Annotated in this window: 22 protein-coding genes; 13 read left to right on the top strand and 9 right to left on the bottom strand. The window is 65.8% G+C overall.

Annotation, left to right across the window (positions count from 1 at the left end):
* Nucleotides 1-28: 28 nt before the first annotated feature.
* Nucleotides 29-397 carry a hypothetical protein gene (locus ASE39_RS24760; protein WP_057272873.1) on the bottom strand — a complete coding sequence of 123 codons (369 nt, stop codon included), beginning with the start codon at nt 395-397 and terminating at the stop codon, nt 29-31.
* 537 nt (nt 398-934) lie between these two features.
* Between ASE39_RS24760 and ASE39_RS24755 the strand changes: the two genes are divergently transcribed.
* The 12 genes from ASE39_RS24755 (at nt 935) to ASE39_RS24700 (ending at nt 13,541) form a co-directional block, all read left to right on the top strand.
* Nucleotides 935-1,633: a FadR/GntR family transcriptional regulator gene (locus ASE39_RS24755; RefSeq protein WP_057272872.1), complete on the top strand. Its 699-nt coding sequence runs from the start codon at nt 935-937 to the stop codon at nt 1,631-1,633.
* A 19-nt stretch (nt 1,634-1,652) separates the two neighbouring features.
* Nucleotides 1,653-2,666 carry an L-idonate 5-dehydrogenase gene (locus ASE39_RS24750; protein ID WP_057272871.1) on the top strand — a complete coding sequence of 338 codons (1,014 nt, stop codon included), beginning with the start codon at nt 1,653-1,655 and terminating at the stop codon, nt 2,664-2,666.
* Nucleotides 2,667-2,719: 53 nt separating this feature from the next.
* Nucleotides 2,720-3,688 carry a sialic acid TRAP transporter substrate-binding protein SiaP gene (locus tag ASE39_RS24745; protein WP_010459745.1) on the top strand — a complete coding sequence of 323 codons (969 nt, stop codon included), beginning with the start codon at nt 2,720-2,722 and terminating at the stop codon, nt 3,686-3,688.
* 9 nt (nt 3,689-3,697) lie between these two features.
* Entirely contained in the window at nt 3,698-4,309 is a 612-nt protein-coding gene (locus tag ASE39_RS24740; RefSeq protein WP_010459743.1) for a TRAP transporter small permease, read from the top strand.
* Nucleotides 4,310-4,323: 14 nt separating this feature from the next.
* A complete protein-coding gene (locus ASE39_RS24735; protein WP_010459741.1) occupies nt 4,324-5,730 on the top strand; it encodes a TRAP transporter large permease in 1,407 nt (468 codons plus the stop codon).
* Nucleotides 5,727-7,250 carry an altronate dehydratase family protein gene (locus ASE39_RS24730; protein ID WP_199864331.1) on the top strand — a complete coding sequence of 508 codons (1,524 nt, stop codon included), beginning with the start codon at nt 5,727-5,729 and terminating at the stop codon, nt 7,248-7,250. Before ASE39_RS24735 ends, ASE39_RS24730 begins: the two co-directional genes overlap by 4 nt.
* A gap of 23 nt (nt 7,251-7,273) precedes the next feature.
* Nucleotides 7,274-8,485 (top strand): D-mannonate dehydratase ManD, encoded by a 1,212-nt coding sequence (gene manD / locus ASE39_RS24725; protein WP_057272869.1) that lies wholly within the window; start codon nt 7,274-7,276, stop codon nt 8,483-8,485.
* Nucleotides 8,485-10,002 (top strand): mannitol dehydrogenase family protein, encoded by a 1,518-nt coding sequence (locus tag ASE39_RS24720; RefSeq protein ID WP_082615572.1) that lies wholly within the window; start codon nt 8,485-8,487, stop codon nt 10,000-10,002. The genes manD and ASE39_RS24720 overlap by 1 nt, the downstream gene beginning before the upstream one ends.
* Before the next feature lie 5 nt (nt 10,003-10,007).
* On the top strand, nt 10,008-10,958 hold the full coding sequence (locus ASE39_RS24715; RefSeq protein ID WP_057272962.1) for a sugar kinase: 951 nt from the start codon (nt 10,008-10,010) through the stop codon (nt 10,956-10,958).
* A 16-nt stretch (nt 10,959-10,974) separates the two neighbouring features.
* The gene (locus ASE39_RS24710; RefSeq protein WP_057272868.1) at nt 10,975-11,982 is read left to right on the top strand and encodes a zinc-binding alcohol dehydrogenase family protein; all 1,008 of its coding nucleotides are present in this window, start codon (nt 10,975-10,977) and stop codon (nt 11,980-11,982) included.
* A 193-nt stretch (nt 11,983-12,175) separates the two neighbouring features.
* On the top strand, nt 12,176-12,802 hold the full coding sequence (locus ASE39_RS24705) for an ATP-binding cassette domain-containing protein (protein ID WP_010459730.1): 627 nt from the start codon (nt 12,176-12,178) through the stop codon (nt 12,800-12,802).
* A 97-nt stretch (nt 12,803-12,899) separates the two neighbouring features.
* Nucleotides 12,900-13,541, top strand: coding sequence for a LysE family translocator (locus ASE39_RS24700; protein ID WP_057225529.1), 642 nt, complete (start codon nt 12,900-12,902; stop codon nt 13,539-13,541).
* Nucleotides 13,542-13,824: 283 nt separating this feature from the next.
* On the opposite strand, the gene ASE39_RS24695 is transcribed toward ASE39_RS24700, so the two are convergent.
* The 8 genes from ASE39_RS24695 to ASE39_RS24660 all read right to left on the bottom strand — a co-directional run bounded on the left by ASE39_RS24695 (nt 13,825) and on the right by ASE39_RS24660 (nt 19,693).
* Entirely contained in the window at nt 13,825-14,664 is an 840-nt protein-coding gene (locus tag ASE39_RS24695) for a LytTR family DNA-binding domain-containing protein (protein ID WP_057272867.1), read from the bottom strand.
* A complete protein-coding gene (locus ASE39_RS24690; RefSeq protein ID WP_057272866.1) occupies nt 14,661-15,749 on the bottom strand; it encodes a histidine kinase in 1,089 nt (362 codons plus the stop codon). Before ASE39_RS24690 ends, ASE39_RS24695 begins: the two co-directional genes overlap by 4 nt.
* Nucleotides 15,746-16,069 carry a 2TM domain-containing protein gene (locus ASE39_RS24685; protein ID WP_057272865.1) on the bottom strand — a complete coding sequence of 108 codons (324 nt, stop codon included), beginning with the start codon at nt 16,067-16,069 and terminating at the stop codon, nt 15,746-15,748. Before ASE39_RS24685 ends, ASE39_RS24690 begins: the two co-directional genes overlap by 4 nt.
* A 61-nt stretch (nt 16,070-16,130) precedes the next feature.
* Nucleotides 16,131-17,174 carry an alpha/beta fold hydrolase gene (locus tag ASE39_RS24680; RefSeq protein WP_082615571.1) on the bottom strand — a complete coding sequence of 348 codons (1,044 nt, stop codon included), beginning with the start codon at nt 17,172-17,174 and terminating at the stop codon, nt 16,131-16,133.
* A 33-nt stretch (nt 17,175-17,207) separates the two neighbouring features.
* Nucleotides 17,208-18,278 carry a dienelactone hydrolase gene (locus tag ASE39_RS24675; protein ID WP_082615570.1) on the bottom strand — a complete coding sequence of 357 codons (1,071 nt, stop codon included), beginning with the start codon at nt 18,276-18,278 and terminating at the stop codon, nt 17,208-17,210.
* A gap of 37 nt (nt 18,279-18,315) precedes the next feature.
* Nucleotides 18,316-18,606 carry a 2TM domain-containing protein gene (locus tag ASE39_RS24670; RefSeq protein ID WP_057272864.1) on the bottom strand — a complete coding sequence of 97 codons (291 nt, stop codon included), beginning with the start codon at nt 18,604-18,606 and terminating at the stop codon, nt 18,316-18,318.
* Nucleotides 18,607-18,664: 58 nt separating this feature from the next.
* On the bottom strand, nt 18,665-19,237 hold the full coding sequence (locus ASE39_RS24665) for a DUF6622 family protein (RefSeq protein ID WP_057272863.1): 573 nt from the start codon (nt 19,235-19,237) through the stop codon (nt 18,665-18,667).
* A gap of 45 nt (nt 19,238-19,282) precedes the next feature.
* Complete coding sequence (locus ASE39_RS24660) at nt 19,283-19,693, bottom strand: DUF2306 domain-containing protein (protein ID WP_010459712.1); 411 nt, start codon at nt 19,691-19,693, stop codon at nt 19,283-19,285.
* A 297-nt stretch (nt 19,694-19,990) separates the two neighbouring features.
* Here ASE39_RS24660 and ASE39_RS24655 point away from each other — a divergent pair, with 297 nt between their 5' ends.
* On the top strand, nt 19,991-21,304 hold the full coding sequence (locus tag ASE39_RS24655; protein ID WP_199864330.1) for an efflux RND transporter periplasmic adaptor subunit: 1,314 nt from the start codon (nt 19,991-19,993) through the stop codon (nt 21,302-21,304).
* Nucleotides 21,305-21,314 lie beyond the last annotated feature (10 nt).

The following is a 21,314-nucleotide window of genomic DNA, read 5'->3' as shown; positions in this document are numbered from 1 at the left end:
TAACTGGGGTTAACCCCTTGGCGGAGGCTTATTCGACCGCGAAGGCTTCGCGCAGCGCATCGCAAAAGGCCGCATTGCCGCTGACCGTCAGGGTGATCGTGGTCCGGGGTGGGGCGGGGCTGCCTGCCGCCGCGTGCAGCTGCCCGGCGGACTCATCAAATGTCAGCACCAGCGGTGTGCTGACTTCCTGCGCACCCTGCAGGTCGTATTGCCATTCGCCCCCATCTTCCGAGGGGCCGCAGGCATCGGGGAAATGCTGATGTGCCCAGGCCAGCACGGCACTGATCTCCGCGTGCAATGCGGGAATCTGTGCGGACGACACGCTGGCCATGGCATCAAAAGTACCCACACCGTCCGCATCCTCGCTGTAGTCAAAGTCCAGGTAGCTCAGTTTCATGTTTGTCATTCAAGAGGGCGCCATGCCCGGGTGAGGCCGGCGCAGCCGAGGACCAGCACCCCAGCAACGCCGTCGGGGTGATGTGCCGGCGGGCCACGCCAAGAGTATTGCCGGGCCAGTTTGGTCAGAACGGGTTGCTCAAACGGCGGCAACAGGTCAGCAGTGTCTCGCTCTAGGGGAACGAAGCGACTCGTTGCCGAGGTCTTGGCTCCCCCGCTCCGATTGTCTTGGATGGAGTCTTTGGCCGGGAGGAGTTCGCCCCTCAAGGCTTGTGTGGTGCTGCGCCGGACGCCGACCAAATTGCGCCTATCACCAGTCTCCCCTGACGGTGCCGGTGTCGGTGTCGAATTTGCACTATTTTTGGTCTCTAGCGCAATCTGTATAAGCTTTTATAGCTCCTAAATTAATAGCAAAGCCTTTGTGGCGGCTTTGGTATCGCAGCACCACCTGCCGGGAAAACCCTGAACCTTCCGCACTTCCATCCGTTCACAATGCGGCCAACTGGTCTGACCAATTTACCTTTGAGCCAATTTCCGCATGCCTTTTCAACCCATAGAGCCCCGACGCTTGTACCGCCAGATTGCCGACCAGCTGCGCCAGCTCATTCAAAGCGGCGAATTTGCCGTGGGATCCAAACTGCCCGCCGAGCGCGACCTGGCCGCAAAAATGGGCGTGTCCCGCCCGTCGGTACGGGAAGCGCTGATTGCGCTGGAGGTGGAGGGCCTGATCGAGGTGCGCATGGGCTCGGGCATTGTGGTCATTGGCCGCGAGAGCGTGCGCCTGCTGGACAACGCGCACGGCCCGCTGGAAATCATCCGCGCACGCCAGCTCATCGAATGTGAACTGGCCGCGCTGGCCGCTAAAAGCACCGACCCCACGCTGGTGCCCGACCTGTTGGAGACCCTGCGCGACATGGAGGCCGACATTGCCGCGCGCACCCTGCCCATCCGCGGCGACCGCGCTTTCCACATCCGCATTGCCCAGGCCAGCGACAACAGTGCCCTGCAAGCGGTGGTGACCCAGCTCTTTGACGAACGCAACGGTCCGCTGTTCACCGCCTTGGGCGGCCACTTCGAGCGCGAAGCCACCTGGAAAGAGGCGGTGGACGAGCACCGCACCGTAGTCGCCGCCATTGCCGCCCGAGACCCCGACATGGCCCGCGCCGCCATGAGCGGCCACCTGGACCGCTCGCACCAACGTTTTTCGGCCGGCTGGAACAGCCCCGCCGACGCGTGAACCCACTGGACGCCTGACCATGAGCCTTGCCTGCACCCTGAATGGCCCGCTGAACCTCAGCGTGGAACAACTTGCCCTTCAGGAGCCCGGCCCCGGCCAGGTGCGCCTGCGCCTGGGTGCGGGTGGCATCTGCGGGTCGGACCTGCACTACTACCAGCATGGCCGCGCCGGCATCTTCGCCATCCGCGCGCCCTTTGTGCCGGGGCATGAAGCCTCGGGCGTGGTGGACGCCGTGGGCGAAGGGGTGACCAAGGTGCAAACGGGGCAAAAAGTGGCGGTCAATCCTGCCCACCCCTGTGGCGTGTGCCCCGCGTGCCGCGCCGGACGCAGCAACCTGTGCGAGAAGATGGTGTTCCTGGGAAGCGCGGCCATTTTTCCGCACATCCCCGGTTTCTTCCGCGAGCACTTTGTGATGCACGAGGCCCAGCTCACTGCCATTGACGAGGATGTGAGCCTGGGCGAAATTGCCTGTGCCGAGCCCCTGTCGGTGGGCCTGCATGCAGTGCGCCGCGCGGGCGCAATTTTGGGCGCCACCGTGCTGGTCACCGGCGCGGGCACCATCGGCTGCATGTCGGTCATTGCCGCGCGCCTGGCCGGTGCCGGCCGCGTGATTGCCTGCGACCCCAGCGAGCGCGCCCGCGAAATGGCCCTGACCGTGGGCGCCGACGAAGCCCTGCCCAATGCCACGGCCTGGAAGGGCCGCGTGGATGTGGCGCTGGAAGCCGCAGGCCACCCTGCCGCGCTGGCCAGCTGCCTGGCGGCAGTGCGCCGCGGCGGGCGCGTGGTGCAGGTGGGCACGCTGCCGCCCGAAATTCCTTTCCCGGCCAACGACATCATGTCGCGCGAGCTGGACTACGTGGGCGCCTTCCGCGCCGACATCGAATTTGACTGGGCCGTGCAGGCTATTCGCAGCCGGCGGGCCGATGTGCGCCCGCTCATCAGCGCCCAGTTGCCGATCAGCCAATCGAAAGCGGCCTTCGATCTGGCTTTGGACAGAGGCCGCAGTACCAAGGTGCAGCTTGTTCCCGGCTAAACCCCGGTGACGACCCGGCTGCGCAACATTCACAACAACAGGAGACAAAGAGCATGACATTCCAACGGATTACCCTGGCCCTGGCTGCAAGCCTTTTGGTTGCGGCCCCCGCCTTTGCGCAGACCAAGCTCAAGTGGGCCCATGTGTACGAGCCGGGCGAGCCCTTCCACACCGCATCGGTGTGGGCCGCCGAAGAGATCAAGAAGCGCAGTGCCGGCCGCTACCAGATCGATGTGTACCCCGCGTCGCAACTGGGCAAGGAGAACGACATCAACCAGGGCCTGAGCCTGGGCACGGTGGACATCATCATCTCGGGCTCAAGCTTTGCGGCCAAGGCCTTTCCGCGCATTGGTGTCACCTACTACCCCTACACCTTCCGCAACGTGGACCACCTGCTGGCCTACACCAAGAGTGACATCTACAAAGAGCTGACCGCCGGCTACGAGCAGAAAAGCGGCAACCAGATCATTGCGACCACCTACTACGGTACCCGCCATACCACCAGCAACAAACCCATTGCCAAGTGCGCCGACCTCAAGGGCCTGAAGATGCGCGTGCCCGACGTGCCGGCCTACCTGGCCATGCCACGCGCCTGCGGTGCCAACACCTCGCCCATCGCGTTTGCCGAGGTCTACCTGGCGCTGCAAAACGGCACCGTGGAAGCGCAGGAAAACCCCTTGCCCACGATTGAGGCCAAGAAGTTCTACGAAGTGCAAAAACACATCGTGCTGACCGGCCACATCGTGGACCACCTGAACACCGTGGTGGCGGGTGGGCTGTGGAAAAAACTGTCGGACGCCGACAAGAAGATGTTCTCGGAAGTGGCGCTCGAAGCCGCTGCCAAGGCCTCCAAGGAAGTGGCCGCCCGCGAGAGCGAACTGGCCGCCGTGTTCCGCAGCAAGGGCATCAGCGTGACCGAGGTGAACACCGGGGAGTTCCGCGACACCGTGCTCAAGAACGTGCCGTTTGAGCAGTACGGCTACCAGAAAGCCGACTGGGACCGCATCCAGGCAATCAAGTAAGGCAACACCATGACGCTTCACAGCTCCCTGCCCCTGTCGGGCGGCGCGGCGGAGTCGCATCCCGTCGAAACCAGCGCGGAAGCGCTGGTGGCCAGCTTCGCGGAGGCCGACCAGCACACGGTCGACCTTTCCGTCTACGGCGTCGAAGACTGGATTTGCCTGGGCTTTTTCTGGACCATGGCCGGCCTGGTATTTCTGCAGTTCTTCAGCCGCTATGTGCTGAACGACTCGTTCGCCTGGACCGAGGAGCTGGCCGTGTACTGCCTGATGCCGGTGGTGTTCATCGGGGCGTCCATGTGTGTGCGGCGGGTGCGGCACATCCAGGTCAACCTGGTCTACCGCTACCTGCCCGTTCCTGCAGGCCGGGCCCTGTCGACGGCGGTAGACATCGCCGCCATTGCCTTCTACAGCTATGGGGCCTGGCTCGTTGCACGCTATGCATTGGCCGTGAACAACGAACCCATGACCACCATCGACTGGAACAAGAGCCATGTGTACTGGCTCGCGTTTGCCGGTTTTGCCCTCATGGCCCTGCGGGCCGTGCAGGTGGCCATCGAAAACTGGCGGCGCGGCTTCTCGGCACTGCAAAACCCTGGCTTCTTTGACGGCTCCACCGACTGAACGGAACCTGCACCATGCTGATCCTGATTGTTTCCTTTTTGGGGCTGATGCTGTGTGGCCTGCCGGTGGCGGTGGCCATGGCCGGCGGCTCGCTGGTCTACATCCTGGTGTCGGGCAGCGTGCCCGACATCGTGCTGGCCCAGCGCATGATTGCGGGCATCGAGTCTTTCCCGCTGCTGGCCGTACCCTTCTTCATCCTGGCTGGCAACCTGATGAACATTGCCGGCATCACCAGCCGCATCTACAACTTTGCCGTGGCGCTGGTGGGCTGGATGAAGGGCGGCCTGGGGCAGGTCAACATCATCGGCTCGGTCATCTTCTCGGGCATGTCCGGCACGGCCATTGCGGATGCTGCCGGCTTGGGCGCGATTGAGATCAAGGCCATGAAAGAGCACGGCTACAGCACCGAATTTGCCGTGGGCGTCACTGCGGCCTCGGCCACGCTGGGCCCCATCATTCCGCCCTCGCTGCCCTTTGTGATCTACGGGATGATGGCCAACGTGTCCATCGGCGCGCTGTTCGTGGCGGGCATCATTCCGGGCCTGTTCATGACGGTGCTGATGATGGCCACGGTGGCCTACTTTGCCCACCGCAATGGCTGGGGTGGGGACGTCGCCTTCCAATGGGCTCGCCTGGGCAGTGCCACGCTGGAGATTCTGGTGGTGCTGGCCTTCCCCATGACGGTGTGGCTGGCGGTCAAAGCAGGCATGTCGGTCAACGTGGCCGCGGGCCTGGCCTTTGTGGCCCTGCTGGTGCTGGATTGGCGCTTCAACTTTTCGGCCGTGCTGGCCCTCATGGCGCCCGTCATCCTGATTGGCGGCATGACCATGGGCTGGTTCACCCCCACCGAGGCTGCCATGGCAGCGGTCATCTGGGCGCTGTTTCTGGGCCTGGTGCGCTACCGCTCCATGACCCTCCGCACGCTGGCGCAGGCCACGTTCGAGACGATTGAAACCACCGCTTCGGTGCTGTTCATCGTGACCGCGGCGTCCATCTTTGCCTGGCTGCTCACAACCACCCAGGCCGCCCAAGCCCTGGCGGACTGGATTTTGTCCATCACCAGCAACAAGTGGGTGTTCCTGCTGCTGGCCAACCTGCTGATCCTGTTTGTGGGCTGCTTCATCGACACGATTGCGGCCATCACCATCCTGGTGCCCATCCTCCTGCCCATCGTGCTCAAGCTCGGCATTGACCCCATCCAGTTCGGCCTGATCATGACGCTGAACCTGATGATTGGCCTGCTGCATCCTCCCTTGGGCATGGTGCTGTTTGTGCTGGCACGCATCTCCAAGCTCTCGGTCGAGCGCACCACCGTCGCCATCCTGCCCTGGCTGGTACCGCTGATGCTGGCGCTGATCGCCATCACCTACATTCCGGCGCTCACCCTGTGGTTGCCGCAGCAAATGGGGTTGGTCAAGTGAATCCGGTGATCCGCATTCACCCGCAAGACGATGTGGTCATCGCCCGGCAGCAACTGCTGGGCGGCACCCGCATCGAATCCGAGGGCATCACCGTCTCTGGCCTGGTGCCGCCAGGCCACAAGATCGCGGTGCGCGCCATTGCGGCCGGTGCGCCGGTGCGGCGCTACAACCAGATCATTGGTACCGCCACGCAGCCCATTGCGGCCGGCCAGCATGTGCACACGCACAACCTGGCGTTCAGCCACTTTGACCGTGGCCACGCCGTGGGCGGCGATGTGCGGCCCGTGGCCTATGTCGATACCCCGGCCACGTTCGACGGCATCAAACGCCCCGACGGGCGTGTGGCCACGCGCAACTACATTGGGGTGCTGACCAGCGTGAACTGCTCGGCCACAGTGGCGCGCGCCATTGCCGACCACTTCCGCCGCGACATCCACCCCGAGGCCCTGGCTGCCTTTCCCCAGGTGGATGGGATCGTGGCCCTGACCCACGGCGCCGGCTGCGCCACCGACAGCGAGGGCGAAGGCCTGCAGGTACTGCGCCGCACACTCGCAGGCTACGCCCGCCATGCCAACTTTGCCGCAGTCATCGTGGTGGGCCTGGGCTGCGAGACCAACCAGATCCAGGGACTGATGGCGCAGGAAGGCCTGCGCGAAGGTGCCAAGCTGGTGACTTTCAGCATCCAGGACACGGGCGGCACCGCCAAAAGTGTGGCGCGTGGCATTGAGGTGGTGAAGCAATTGCTGCCCGAGGCCAATGCCGTGCAGCGTGAACCGGTGCCTGCCAGCCACCTCGTGGTGGGCCTGCAATGCGGCGGCTCCGACGGCTACTCCGGCATCAGCGCCAACCCGGCCCTGGGTGCTGCGGTGGACCTGGTGGTGCGCCACGGTGGCACGGCCGTGCTATCCGAAACCCCCGAGATTTATGGCGGCGAACATTTGCTGCTGCAGCGCGCCGTGTCGCAAGCCGTGGCCGACAAACTCGAGGCCCGCCTGCAGTGGTGGACCGACTACTGCGCCCGCCACCACGCCGAGATGGACAACAACCCGTCCGCCGGCAACAAGGCCGGCGGCCTGACCACCATCCTCGAAAAATCCCTGGGCGCCATTGCCAAGGGCGGCACCACGCCCATGGTGGACGTGTACGAATACGCCCAGCCCATCACCGCCAAAGGTTTTGTCTACATGGACACGCCGGGCTACGACCCGGTGTCGGCCACGGGCCAGGTGGCGGGTGGCGCCAATCTCATCTGCTTCACCACCGGCCGTGGCTCGGCCTATGGCTGCGCCCCCTCGCCCTCACTCAAGCTGGCCACCAACAGCGCACTGTGGGCCAAGCAGGAAGAGGACATGGACATCAACTGCGGCACCGTGATCGACGGCAGTGAGAGCGTGGAGCAGCTGGGCGAGCGCATCTTTCTGGAAATGCTGGCCGCAGCCTCGGGCCGCAAGACCAAAAGCGAGCGGCATGGCTACGGCCAAAACGAATTTGTCCCCTGGGCGCTGGGCGCCGTGATGTAACCCCCTCCTCATCCGACAAAACCATGAAAATCACTTCCGCCAAAGTCATCATCTGCGCACCCAGCCGCAACTTTGTCACCCTGAAAATCGAAACCGACGAGGGCCTGACCGGCATCGGCGACGCCACCTTGAACGGCCGCGAGCTGGCCGTGGCCAGCTACCTCACCGAGCACGTCATTCCCTGCCTGATCGGTCGCGACCCGCAGCAGATCGAAGACATCTGGCAGTACCTCTACAAGGGCGCCTACTGGCGCCGCGGCCCGGTCACCATGAGTGCGATTGCCGGGGTGGACACGGCGCTGTGGGACATCAAGGCCAAGGCTGCCAACATGCCGCTCTACCAACTGCTGGGTGGCAAGAGCCGCACCGGCGTGATGGTCTACGGCCACGCCAACGGCAAAGACATCACCCAGACCGTGGAAGAAGTGCTGCGCTACAAGGAGATGGGCTACAACGCCATCCGCGCGCAGAGTGGTGTGCCCGGTCTGGAGAAGGTGTACGGCGTGGGCCGCGGCACCATGTTCTACGAACCGGCCGATGCCGACCTGCCCAGCGAGCACGACTGGTCCACCGAGAAATACCTGCGCCACACGCCCGAGCTGTTTGACAAGGTGCGCGCGGCCGTGGGGCCAGACATCCACCTGCTGCACGATGTGCACCACCGCCTCACGCCCATCGAGGCCGGCCGCCTGGGCAAAGACCTGGAGCCCTACCGTTTGTTCTGGATGGAGGACGCCACGCCTGCCGAAAACCAGGAGGCCTTCCGCCTGATCCGACAGCACACCACCACGCCGCTGGCGGTGGGCGAGATTTTCAACACCATCTGGGACTGCAAGGACCTGATCGAGAACCAGCTGATCGACTACATCCGCACCACCGTGGTCCACGCCGGCGGCATCACCCACCTGCGCCGCATTGCGGATTTGGCCGCGCTCTACCAGGTGCGTACCGGCTCGCATGGCGCCACCGATTTGTCGCCCGTGTGCATGGGCGCCGCGCTCAACTTTGACCTTTGGGTGCCCAACTTCGGCATCCAGGAATACATGCGCCACACCGACGAGACCGACGCCGTGTTCCCACACGCCTACAGCTTCAAGGACGGCTATATGCATCCCGGCGAGGCACCGGGCCACGGCGTGACCATCGACGAGGCCTTGGCCGCCAAGTACCCCTACAAACGTGCCTACCTGCCGGTCAACCGCCTGCAGCACGACGGTACGCTGACCAACTGGTGATGGCGGCCATGAACCGATTGAACGACACCACGGTGGGTACATTGCCTGCCGCCGTGGTGCGCCCGCCCTACAACCGCCGTGCGTTGAAAAACGGCATCGTGCATCTCGGCATAGGGGCCTTCATGCGCGCCCACATGGCCGCTGCCACCGAGGCCGCCATTGCCGCCGGCGACCTGCGCTGGGGCATCACCGGCGTGTCGCTGCGCCAAGCCGATACCCGCGATGCCCTGGCGCCGCAGGACGGGCTGTACACACTGGCGATTCGTGATGCGGATGCGCAAGGCCAACCCCGCCAGCGCCTGCAAGTCATTGGTGCCGTGCGCAACCTGCTGGTAGCACCCGAGAACCCGCAAGCCGTGCTGGAGGCGATAGCCGCCCCCGACACCCGCATCGTGAGCCTGACGGTGACCGAAAAAGGCTATTGCCATGACCCCGCTACCGGCACGCTGCGCCTGGACCACCCGGACATCGTGCACGACCTGACCCACCCGCACGCCCCCCGCTCCGCCATCGGCATGCTGGTCTACGGCTTGCAGCTGCGCCACGCCCAAGGCCATGGGCCGCTCACGCTCATGTCACTGGACAACCTGCCTGCCAACGGGCGTGTGCTGCGTGCCGCCGTACTGCGCTTTGCTGAAGAAATTGATAGCACCTTGCGCACGTGGATAGAGCGCCAGTGCCGTTTTCCATGCTCCATGGTGGACCGCATCGTGCCCAAAACCACCGATGGCGACCGTGCAATGGTGTGTGCTGCGCTGGGTTGCGTTGACGCCTGGCCCGTGCTGGGCGAGCCTTTTTTTGACTGGGCCATTGAAGACGAATTTGCCGCAGACCGACCGGACTGGACCTTGGGCGGCGCACGTTTTGTGCCCGATGCCGAACCTTTTGAGAGGCTCAAGCTGCGCATGGTCAATGGCACCCACTCCAGCCTCGCCTACCTGGGCGCCATGGCCGGCTGGCAGACCGTGGACGAGGCGATTGCGCAGCCCGCATTGCGCACGCACATCGAAGCGCTGATGCGCGACGAGATTGAACCCACCCTGCCTGCCTTGCCGGGCCTGGACCTGGCGGCCTACCGCCACAACCTGCTGGCCCGCTACGGTAACCCGGCCCTGGCCCACCGCACGCAGCAGATCGCCATGGACGGCTCGCAAAAACTGCCGCAGCGCCTGCTGGGCACGCTGCGCGACCGCCTGGCCCGGCAACTGCCCGTGCCGCGCATGGCCCTGGGTCTGGCCGCGTGGATGCACTACCTGCGTGGCGTGGACGAACTGGGCCAGGCCTACGGCATTGACGACCCGCATGCCACCCAGCTCACCGCGCTGTACCAGCAGTCGCTGGGTCAAGGCGTGAGTCCGCACACCGTGCAAGCCATGCTGGCCTATGCGCCGGTGTTTGGCGACCTGGCGGGCCATGCAGCACTCACGGCGGCGCTGGTGCCCTTGCTGCAGTCGCTGCAAGCACACGGGGTTGCGGCCACCCTGGAAGCGGTGAACCACGGGGAGTTGACCGCATGAGCACGATGCCCGACACACTCGACGTTCTGTCCCTGGGCGAAACCATGGCGATGCTGGTCGCGCAAGAGCCCGGCCCACTGGCCGAGGTACAAAGTTTCAGCAAACGCATTGCCGGTGCCGACACCAATGTGGCCATCGGCCTGGCGCGCCTGGGCTTCAAAGTTGGCTGGGTGAGCCGCCTGGGGACGGATTCGTTTGGCAGCTATGTGTGCAAGACGATTGAGGCCGAGGGCGTGGACACCTCGCAGGTGGAGTTGGACCCGCAACGCTCCACCGGCTTCATGCTCAAGTCGCGCAGCGTGGACGGCAGCGACCCGGCGATCGAGTACTACCGCCGCGGCTCGGCCGCCAGCCAGCTCAGTGTGGCGCACCTGAAGACCGATTACGCGCTGCGCGCAAGGCATGTGCACACCACGGGCATCACGCCCGCCCTGTCGCCCGCCGCCCGCGAGCTGGTGGCCCACGCCATGCAGACCTTGCGTGCCGCCGGCCGCAGCGTGTCGTTTGACCCCAACCTGCGCCCCAGCCTGTGGCCCGATGTGGCCACCATGCGCAACACCCTCAACGACCTGGCCCGCCATGCGGACTGGGTGCTACCGGGCATTGACGAAGGCCGGCTGCTGACCGGCCAAACCACCCCGGCCGACATTGCCGCCTGGTATCTGGACCGGGGCGCCAAGGCCGTGGTCATCAAGCAAGGCGCTGAAGGCGCTTACTTCCGCACCGCCAGCGGCGAACAAGGGCGGGTGCCCGGTGTGACCGTGCCTGTGGTGGTGGACACCGTGGGTGCCGGTGACGCGTTTGCCGTGGGCATCATCAGCGCGCAGCTTGAAGGGCTGGGCTGGCCGCAGGCCGTGCGCCGCGCCAACTGGATTGCCTCGCGCGCACTGCAGGTGGTGGGCGACATGGAAGGCCTGCCCACGCGCGCCGAACTGAATGCACAGAATTTGGATTGAACCGAAGGAACCCGTCATGCTGACCGTTGTCTGCGAAACCCCCGGCACCCTGCGTGCCCACGACCGCCCCCTGCCCGAACGCGCGACGGACGAAGTGTTGCTGCGCGTCAAGCGCGTGGGCGTGTGTGGCACCGACCTGCACATCTTTACCGGCAACCAGCCTTACCTGAGCTACCCCCGCGTGATGGGGCACGAGTTGTCGGGCATTGTGGAAACCGCGCCTGCGGGCAGCGCCCTGCAATCCGGCGACACGGTGTACGTGATGCCCTACCTCTCGTGCGGCACCTGCATTGCCTGCCGCGCCGGCAAGACCAACTGCTGCACCCGCATCCAGGTGTTGGGCGTGCACACCGATGGCGCGTTTACCGAATACCTGTGCGTGCCCCAGCAGTTTGTGCACAAGGCCGAGGGTGTGTCGCTGGACCAGGCCGCCATGGTGGAGTTTTTGTCCATCGGCGCACATGCCGTGCGCCGCTCGGGCGTGGGGCCAGGCCAGAGGGTGCTGGTGGTGGGCGCTGGGCCGATTGGCATGGCGGCCATGATTTTTGCGCAGCTGCGCGGCGCCACGGTCACTGCACTGGACGGGCGCCAGGACCGACTGGACTTCTGCACGCAGTCGCTGGGAGTGAGAGCCGGTGTTTCTTTGGGTGAGTCCGATGAGGCGCAACTCGCAGCACTGACAGACAGTGAGTTTTATGACGTGGTGTTTGACGCCACCGGCAACCCCAAGGCCATGGAGCGCGGCTTCCAATTTGTCGCGCATGGCGGCACCTATGTGCTGATCTCGGTGGTGGGCGCGAACATCACCTTTTCCGACCCCGAATTCCACAAACGCGAAATGACCCTGATGGGCAGCCGCAATGCCACCGCCGAAGATTTTGAGACCGTGCTGAACGCCATGCGTGCAGGATTGATTCCACAGGCACTGAACACCCACCGTCTGACCCTGGCCGAAGTGCCCACCAAGTTCCAGGACCTGCTGGACCCCAAGGCCGGCGTGATCAAGGCGATTGTGGAGTGCTGACCGGCTCGCGCACCCGGTAGGTCCGCTGCAATGGGCGGGCGCAGACGCCGCGTTGTGGGGGTTGTGCGTCAACCAGGCCAGGGGTTGGCTGCGGGCGCAGCCGAGACAAACCCAACCGCTCTCTAGAATCGCAGGGCGGCGCAGGCTGTAGAAGAAGAATGCCCTGCGCCATCCATCAACCCAAGGGAGCAGGATGTCTGAGAACGTGGTGTTGCAGGTGGAGGGCCTGTGTTTTGCCTACCCCGAATGTGGGGTGTTGGACCAGTGGTCGGCGGCGCTGCCCGCAGGCCTGGCGCTCGTGCGTGGTGACGAGAGCAGTGGCAAGACCACGCTGCTGCGCCTGCTGGCGGGGGAACTCACCGCGCAGGCTGGGCGCATCACGCTGCAGGGTGTGAACGCGCGCGAAACCCCCAAGGCCTATGCCCAACAAGTCTTCTGGGCCGACCCCCGCTCGGGCGACCTGGACCAACTCACGGCCCGTGGCTGGCTAGGCAGCCTTCCGGCGCGTTACCCATCGTGGGATGCCGCTGCACTGGCGGTCCACACCGAAGGGTTCAGCCTGCATGAACATCTGGACAAGCCGTTCTATGCGCTGTCCACCGGCAGCAAACGCAAGGTGCTCATGGCCGGGGCGCTGGCCTCGGGGGCGCCGCTGACCCTGATCGACGAACCGGTGGGCGGGCTCGACAAGCCATCGATGGCCTACCTGGGCCGCGCCCTGGCGCAGGTGGCCATCCAGCCCGGGCGCGTGGTGGTGGTAGCGCATTACGAGGCCTTGCCGGGTGTGCCCTGGGGCACGGTGGTGGAACTCCACGGTTGAACCGGGTCCTCGCCGCCGGACGCCGTGGCCGGCAACCTCCGCTTGTTTTAGACTGCACTGCTGTTTTGTGTTTTTCCGTTCCCTGAAGGACTGTTCCATGGACGCGCTTCTTTTTGCCCCGGTGGCGGTTGCCATTGCGCTCACGCCCGGACCCAACAATTTCTGTGGCCTCAACAACGGCATTCGCGCGGGGATTGGTGCGGCCATGGTGGCGACGCTGGGGAGGGTGGCGGCGTTCGCGATTTTCCTGACGGTGTCTGCGGTGGGCCTGGGGGCGATGTTGCTGGCGTCCGAGGCCGCCTTCACGGCCGTGAAGTGGGTCGGGGCCTGCTACCTGTTCTGGCTGGGCTGGCGCGCGTGGCGCAGCCGCGAGTTCAGTGGGCTGGACGTGGTGGACGGCGCAGACGGAGGTGTGGTGAAAGCAGGCGGCGCACCGGTGCGTCTGCAGTCGCTCATCGCGCAGGAGTTCTTGCTGGGCATCACCAATCCCAAGGCCATCATCCTGTTTGCGGCGGTCTTTCCGCAGTTCATCGACCCCAGCCAGCCGGCCCTGCGCCAGTTTGTGGTGCTGGGGGCTGTGTACCTGGGGGCCGAGTTTGTGTCCACGGCGGTCTACGCGGCCGGGGGCCGGCAGATCCGCCGGTTTATCCGCACCTCGCGGGGCGTGGTGCGCCTCAACAAGGCCACCGGCGGATTCTTCATGGGGGCGGGTGGCCTGCTGCTGGCCACCAATCGGTAAAAACTCTTAGAACGTGTTCACGATCTCGCAGGGGTCGCGTTGGAGCGCAATCGGGAGGAGTGGATGCTTCGGATGCGCCGCATGGGCTCATGCCCATGCAAGCAGCCGGGGCTTCCAATCACCCGATTTCGCTCCAACCCTTCGGGCAGCGGTCTTGGCGGGCGGTCTGCGGCGTTGCGGCGCTTGCCAATAGCCGGGCTATTGGCTGCGCACCGTGCCTAGCATCCCATCCCGCCAAGGCCGCTGCGCGACTCCTGGGAGATCGTGAACACGTTCTTAGGGACTACATCGCCTTGAACAGGTGCGCGTAGAGGCGGCTCACCGGCAGCTTTTCAGCGCGGCCCGCCAGCTCCAGATGCAGCTTGCCCGCCTCGTCGCGGGTCACGGTGGTGATGGCACTGGCGCGCACCAGGGTGCTGCGGTGGATCTGCCAGAACACCTGGGTGTCCAACTGGCCGATCAGGTCCTTGAGCGGCGTGCGAATCAGGTATTCGCGCGCCGCAGTCAGCACCCGCACGTATTTGTCGGCCGCTTCAAAGTACAGCACGTCGGCCACGGGCACCATGTGGATCTGGCTGCCGCTGCTGGCCTGGATGAGGGTGAGGGGCGCGGTGCTGCTCGGTGCCGCTGCAGCGGGCGGCGACGCGATGCCGGGAGCTGTCAGCAGGTGGCGCAGCTGCTCCATGGTTGCTTCTAAATTGATAGCTGGTTGCGCTTTATTCATCAGCGCCAGCTGCAGTTTTTGCACGGTTTTTTGCAGCCGGGCCGCCTGCACGGGCTTGAGCAGGTAGTCCACGGCCTGCGCTTCAAACGCCTGCACGGCGTACTGGTCGTAGGCCGTCACGAACACCAGCGCGGGAAAGGGCCGGCCCGAGGGGCCTTCGGTGGGCCAGGCGTCGGCCAGCTCCACGGCGGCGTCCAGGCCGCTCTGGCCGGGCATGCGGATGTCAAAGAACAGTACGTCGGGCAGCAAGGCCAGGGCCTGCTTGACGGCCGACAGGCCGTCCCCCACGGTGGCGGCAATCTGCAGCTCGGGCCAGGCACGGGTCAACTCCTGCTGCAGCGCGGCGGCCAGCAGGTGTTCGTCCTCGGCAATCAGGGCGCGGGGGGCGGGCTGGTTCATGGGGGGGTGACAGATTTCAAAGGAAAAACGACGCTGGCGCTTGTTCCACCTGCGCTGGCAGCTATCAAATCAAGAGTGCCTGCAGCACCATGCAAGGTGGCCAGGCGTTCGCGCACCTGGGCCAGGCCAAAGCTCTGGCCGGGGCCCGAGATGGGCAGGGTGTCGGGAAGGCCCGCGCCGGTGTCGTTGACTTCGACGACCAGCAGTGGGCCGCTGGGGCCCGGGCGCGTGCTGGCGCGCACGGTGATGTGGCCGCCTTCCACCTGGGGCTCCAGGCCATGGCGGATGGCGTTTTCCACCAGCGGCTGCAGCAGCAGCGGGGGCACGGGCACATCCCGCAGCGCATCCGGCAAGTCCAGCGTATAGGCCATGCGCGGGCCCATGCGCACCGCCATCAGTTCCAGGTAGTCGCGCAGGCGGTCAAACTCGTTGGCCAGCGGATGCTGGGTGCTGCGCGACGCGGTGAGCGTGGCGCGCAGGTAGGCGATCATGCGGTCCAGCATCTCCTGTGCACGCACGGGGTCGGTGCCGATCAGCACGCGCAGATTGGCCAGCGTGTTGAACAGCATGTGGGGTTCGAGCTGGGTTTCCAGGAGTTTCAGGCGGGCCTCGCTGGCGTGCATGCGCGCCTCGGCCATCTTGTCTTCCAGGTACGCCGATTTGTGCATGGCGTAGAAGTAGTAGCTGCCCACCAGCCCGGCAATGGCCGTGATGAGGATGGAGGTGCGCTGGTCCGCCCCGGACAAGGAGGTGCCCGCCGGGTAGAAGCGGAAGTAGTACACGCACAGCGCATCCGCCAGCAGCGTGCCCGCCAGGTAGCCGATGACGATGCCCGCAATCACCAGCGCAATGCCCTGCCAGCCCTGCGGCCAGCCCGTCTCGGCGGCCGATGGGATCAGCTCGCGGCCCAGGTCGATGATGGCCCAGGTGAAGGTGCCGATCAGCACCGAATACACCACCGGTGGCCCGTAGGGCTTGTCGGGCATGAAGGCGTACTGGAGGGTGGCCACGACCAGCGTGAAGGCCACCACCTGCAGGTAGTGCCGTAGCTTGCTGATGCCGTTGAACTGGTGTCGCAGTGTCATGGCCGGTTGTGGCGCTGCGGGTCTTGCTTCTGCGCCTGCGCGCGCTGCAGGGCTTCGCGCTCGCGCTGCACCATGCGCTCGCGCAGGCCGCTGCCGCTGCCCAGCAGGAATACCGATACCCCATGCAGCCCCAGCCCCAGCCCCCAGCCCAGCAGCGGGTAGACCGACCAGGGCCGCGTACCGAACGCATAGCGCGACATGGCAAAGAGCGCCGCGTTGACCAGCACGAACGCCACGGCGTGCACGTACCAGCCCAGCTTGGCACTGGCGCGCCGGCGGGCCAGCGCTTCGATCTCTTCGGGGCTCAGGGGTGAGGACATGGCAGTGGCGGGGGGGTAGGGTTGGAAGCTGGGTGGCGCTGCAGGGATTCTAGGGGCGGGGCTATGCAGGGCAGGCGTGGCGCGCCACCGTGGCCACAGCCTGGGCGTCCAGCGTCAGCCCGATGTGGTTGACGCCAGGCACGAGGGTGACGGGCACGGGCTTGCCGGCCTGGGCAAACAGATCGGCAAAGCGGTCTGCGTAGAAAAGCTCGTCGTCCTGTCCGGCCACGATGCAGACGGTGCCCCGGGCATTGCGGATGTCAGCCTGGTAGTCGTTGTGGGGGCGGAAGTTGGTGGCTACCGTATATGAATAGCGGGGAGTGAGCAGCTCGCGTGCTGCATCGTTGAGGGCATAGCTCAGCACGGGCAGGTGGTTCCATCGGGTGATACCGATCTGGTTGAGCATCGTGATGGCAACCATGCGGGGCAGGCCTACCGACGCCCAGCCGCCGCTGTCAGGCCGCGATGTGGGTGCGTTGTGGTGCAAAAAAGGCGACAGCAGCACATAGCGGTCAAACAGGTCCTGCCGCGCGCTGCCTGCGAAACGCAACGCAAACCCGCCGCCTGCCGAAAACCCCATCAGCGTTTGCGGGCCAGCGTGCGGCACGGCGCGCAGAAAGTCTTCGATGTCGTCTTCCAGCTGGCCCACATAGGCGGCCTGGCCCCGAGGGCCGGATGCGCCGTGCCCCCGTATGTCCAGGGTCGCCACGGCATGCCCCTCGGCCGCCAGTGCCTGCGCCAGCACATGCATGGACTGTCCGCGCGCGGAAGACCCATGCACCAGCACCACTCGGTGTTTTGGGGCGTCTGCCGTTGCCTGGGGGGGACTGTAGCTGTGCCATGCCAGCGATGTGCCATCGCGCGCTGTGTAACGCTGGGCCGGAGGAACGCGGCTGTAGTCCACGCCCTTGAACGGGTCGTTGACGCTGGTCAGTGGCGGGATGTTTTTGGGGCCGCCCCAGGCAATGGCGGCGGCAAGGCCTGCAAGGCCTGCGGTCAGGAGGATGGCTGTGATGAGCATGGGGTACCGGCGGCGGGGCCGCAGTGTGGCGGACGGCGTCATGGTGGCTAGCAGGCCGAGTGTGGCGGCAGAGAGGAGCAGCATGATGGGAGGTGCGAGTGGATTGTTGAGGCCCGGTCAGTGCGCCACCTGCAGCGGTGGCGGCGCTTGCAGTGGCAGCAGGTGCCCCGCAAAGAAAGCCACGATCCGTGCATCCACGTCGGGCAGCACCTTGCGGTCAAAACCGGGGGGATCGCCCAGCAGCGCGGTTTGCACATCGTTGAGCAGGTGCAGCGGCGGCATGGGCGAGAGCATGGCGCCGTGGCTGGCGCCCGGCAGGTGGGCCACATGGGTGCAGCGGTCCTGGCAGGCAGAGAGCACAGCGCTGCTGTGAAAGCGCGGAATTTGGTTGACATCCATGCCAGCGGTCACCAGCCCCAGTGCGATGCGCGGGGTGGCGAGGGTAGCCATGTCAAAGTCTGCCGCAAAGGGCACGCTGGCCACAGCCGCCTGCACGCGCGGGTCCTGGTGCGTGTAGGCGGTTTCATCGCCAAAACGGTGGCGTATCACGGCCAGTGCAAACCATTTCTTCAGGCCATCCAGCAAGTCGCCGTGCAGCCGGGTAATAAACCCGACACAAGAGGAAAAATCCTCGGCAATGTGGGCCTCGCAGTGCTGGCGGAAGCGTGCGGGCGACCACGCGCCGCCTGCCAAGCTCAGGGCAGTGTGGCCACCGGCGGAACCGCCGAAGACCCCCACTTTGTCCAGGGCCAGCAGCGGGGCCAGGCGGTTGTCCTGGGCCACGGTGTCGATGGCGCGGGAGACCTCTGCGGGGCGGCGCTTCCAGCTCTCGGGGCCGGGGGTGGACGGGTCCTTGGAGCTGTCTCCCGCATGTTCGGGCAATGCCACGACAAAACCTGCGGCCACCATTGCGCGCGCGAGATCGGTGTGTACCCACGGGTTGCCGCCCGACCCGTGCGTGATGACGATCAGGCGGCCGTTGCCCCGCACGGGGGTGCCTTGCCAGGCCAGCTGCAGCTGGAAGGGGCCGCGTTGCACGGGTTCGTCGGCGCTGCTGCTGGGGTAGAACACCGTGACGGGGCCATCCCCCGGCAAGCCCGGCAGTTCCGCCAGGCCGGTGCCAGCCTGGCATGCGGCGGCAGCGCCCAGGGCCAGCAGGGCGAGGGTCAGGCGTCGAAGCATCTTCATGGGATTTCTTTCGTGCGGATGGAGGGTGTTGGCGGGTTCAAGGACGTGGGCCCTGCTGTGCCAGGCGGTCTCGCTCGGCCTGCACCATGCGCTCATGCAGCCCGCCGCCCGCGACCAGGAACACCACCGCCCCATGCACCACCAGACCGATGCCCCATCCCAGTGCGGGGTACACCGCCCAATGCCGGCCGCTGGCGGCCGACAGGGTGATCAGCAGCAGGTTGACCAGCAGATAGACCCCGGCGTGCATGTACCAGCCCAGCTTGGCCCCGGCGCGCTTGCGGGCCAGGCGTTCGATGGGGTCTTGGGTGAGGTGTGCGTAGCGCATGGTGATGTCTCCAGGCAAGGTGAGGCAGTTCGATGGAAGTGGCGGGTTCTGGCGGGGCTCAGGTGCCCACGGGGGCTGCGCCGTAGACCACGCTTTGCTGTGCCAGGCGCCACATCCGCAGTGCACGGGCGGCGAACAGGCCGTTGAACACGCCATACAGGGCCGATATCTGCAGGGCAAAGTCGCCGTCCCGCGCCAGGGAGGGCTGCATGGCCAGCTCGACCCCCACGAAATACTTGGTGAGAAAGATGCCGACGATCAGTGCGAGCGGCATGGCGCTGCCTGGCACGTAGAAGCTGCGCGACGAGGATGCGTAGAGCGTGCCGGTGGGGGCCGTGGGCTGGAACCACAGTGCCAGCGCGGTGATTGCGGCGGCGGCAGCCAGCCAGACGCCTACGGCCTGTGCGGCCATGGGCGCCGAACTGCCGAATGCCGACAGGACGCCGGCGACCGAAAAGACGGCCATGCCCAGGGGCATGAGCTGGGTCCGGCGCAGGCTGGCGGTGCGGTCGTACAGCTGGCTGGCTCCCAGCCCCACCAAGGCAGCCAGCAGGCCCCAGACCCAGTAGGGGGTGTGGGTGACGACCTGGATCAGCGCCTGAGGCTGGTGAACAATCATATTGAGCAGCATGGTGTGGTTCCTGGGTAGGGATGGATAGGGGGGTGGAGGAAAGAGTCAGATCACGCCCAGTGCAGACCAGAGCGAGTGCCCCAGAAAGCGTCCGGGAAGAAGGGTGAAGCCACCGGCCACCACGCAGGCGCCGATGTAGACCTTTTGCATGGTCTGGCGGTGGCCTTCGATGTTGCGGCGGGCCAGGAAGACAAAGGACAGCACCAGCAGGCCCAGCGTGACCGGAATCAGCAGGTGGATGGGCCCGAAGCTCCCCCAGCGGGGACCATGGCCTCCATTGATGAAAATGGCAGAGACAGCCGCGGCCACCATCAGGGTCACCCAGGCGTACCCGGCGGCGCGGTGCAGGCGGGGGCGTTGGGTAGCGCCCTTGCGGGCCCACAGGGCGATGGGGCCGATGGCGGTGGCTGCCAGCGCAGCGGCGAGGTGGATGGCGATGACGGGGGTGAGTTGCATGGCGGTGCTCCGGGCTCGTTCTTCAATGGAGCGGACTTTGCCGCCACCGCCGGAGTGATTCCAGCGGCTTGCGACGAAATGCGGATGGACTGCCGCGAAATGCAGAAGCGCGGCGTGATCTGTGGGTGCTTCCGGGGGCGGTCGCTGGGGCATGGGTCTCCCCGCTCCCATGGCTTTGACCCCAAGGTTTACTTTTCTTCGCACAGCGTTCAAGGCAGAGCGCGAAATGAGCCTCTACGATCCGGTACGGTTGGACCCCGGCCCAGCCTGCACCCGAGAACACGAATCAGGACCGCCATGAATCCCCAAGAAGTCAACGCGCCCCCGCCATCGGCGATTCCCCCCGCCCCCTCTGGCAAACCGCCACGACGTTCCCGCTGGGTAGGGAGTCTTCTGGCCCTGGTACTAGTGGCGCTGGTGGGGGGGGCCGCGTGGTATCTCATCGAGCGGGCCAATGGCGAATCCAGCGGCGGCCCGGGCTTTCCAGGGGGTGGACGCCCCATGGTGACGGTGGGGGACGCCCTGGTGCGCAAGGCGGATTTGCCGGTGATCGTCGACGCACTGGGTACGGTGATTCCGGCCACCACGGTCACGCTGCGGCCCCAGGTGTCGGGCATGCTGACCCAGGTGCTGTTCACCGAGGGCCAGATGGTCAAGAAGGGACAGTTGCTGGCGCAGATCGACCCCCGGCCCTTCGAGCAGGCACTGATGCAGGCCCAGGGCACCCGCCAGCGCGACGAGGCGCAGCTGGAGAACGCCCGCCTGACCCTGGAGCGTTACCGCACCCTGTTGTCGCAAGACTCCATCGCGCGCCAGGATGTGGACACCCAGGCGGCGCTGGTCAAGCAATTGGAAGGCACGGTAGTGACCGACAAGGCCCAGGAGGGCACAGCGCGGTTGAACCTGGGCTACACGCGCATTACATCGCCAGCCACAGGGCGGATTGGCTTGCGCGCGGTGGATGCGGGCAACTACGTGACCTCGGGGGACGCGGCGGGCCTGGCCACCATCACCCAGGTGGCCCCGATTGATGTGCAGTTTTCGGTGCCGCAGGATCGTGTGGCAGACATCCAGGCCGCCCAGGCCACTCATGGCGGCGCGGATGCATTGGCCGTGACGGCACTGGACCGCACCCGCAAGGCCGAGCTCGACAAAGGCCGGTTTTCTACGCTGGACAACCAGGTCGATACCACTACAGGCACCGTCAAGGCCAAGGCGCGGTTCGAGAATGCGGCGGGCGCGCTGTTTCCCAATCAGTTTGTGAACGTGCAGCTGCTGCTGCGCAATGTGCCTGCGCTGGTGGTGCCCGTGACTGCCGTGCGCACCGGTGCCAATGGCGACTATGTCTATGTCATCAACGAAGACCGCACGGTGTCGCTGCGCAAGGTCAAGCGCGGCCAGGCCACGGTGGGGCTGATGGCGATCACCGAGGGCCTGAAGGAGGGCGAGCGTGTGGTGACCGAGGGCGGGGACCGTTTGCAGGATGGCATGGCCGTGCAGCTGCCGGGTGCGCAGGCCGCACGCCCACCCCGCGCGGGGGCCAGCAGCCCGCGCAGCGGCGCTTCGGGTGAAGGTCGCCAGCGCCGTCAGCGCCCTGCGCAAAACCCCTGAGCGCGGATGC

Origin of the sequence: Acidovorax sp. Root267 (assembly GCF_001429215.1) — a bacterium.
Lineage (GTDB): Bacteria > Pseudomonadota > Gammaproteobacteria > Burkholderiales > Burkholderiaceae_C > Acidovorax > Acidovorax radicis.
This window is presented reverse-complemented; position numbering and strand designations above follow the sequence as displayed.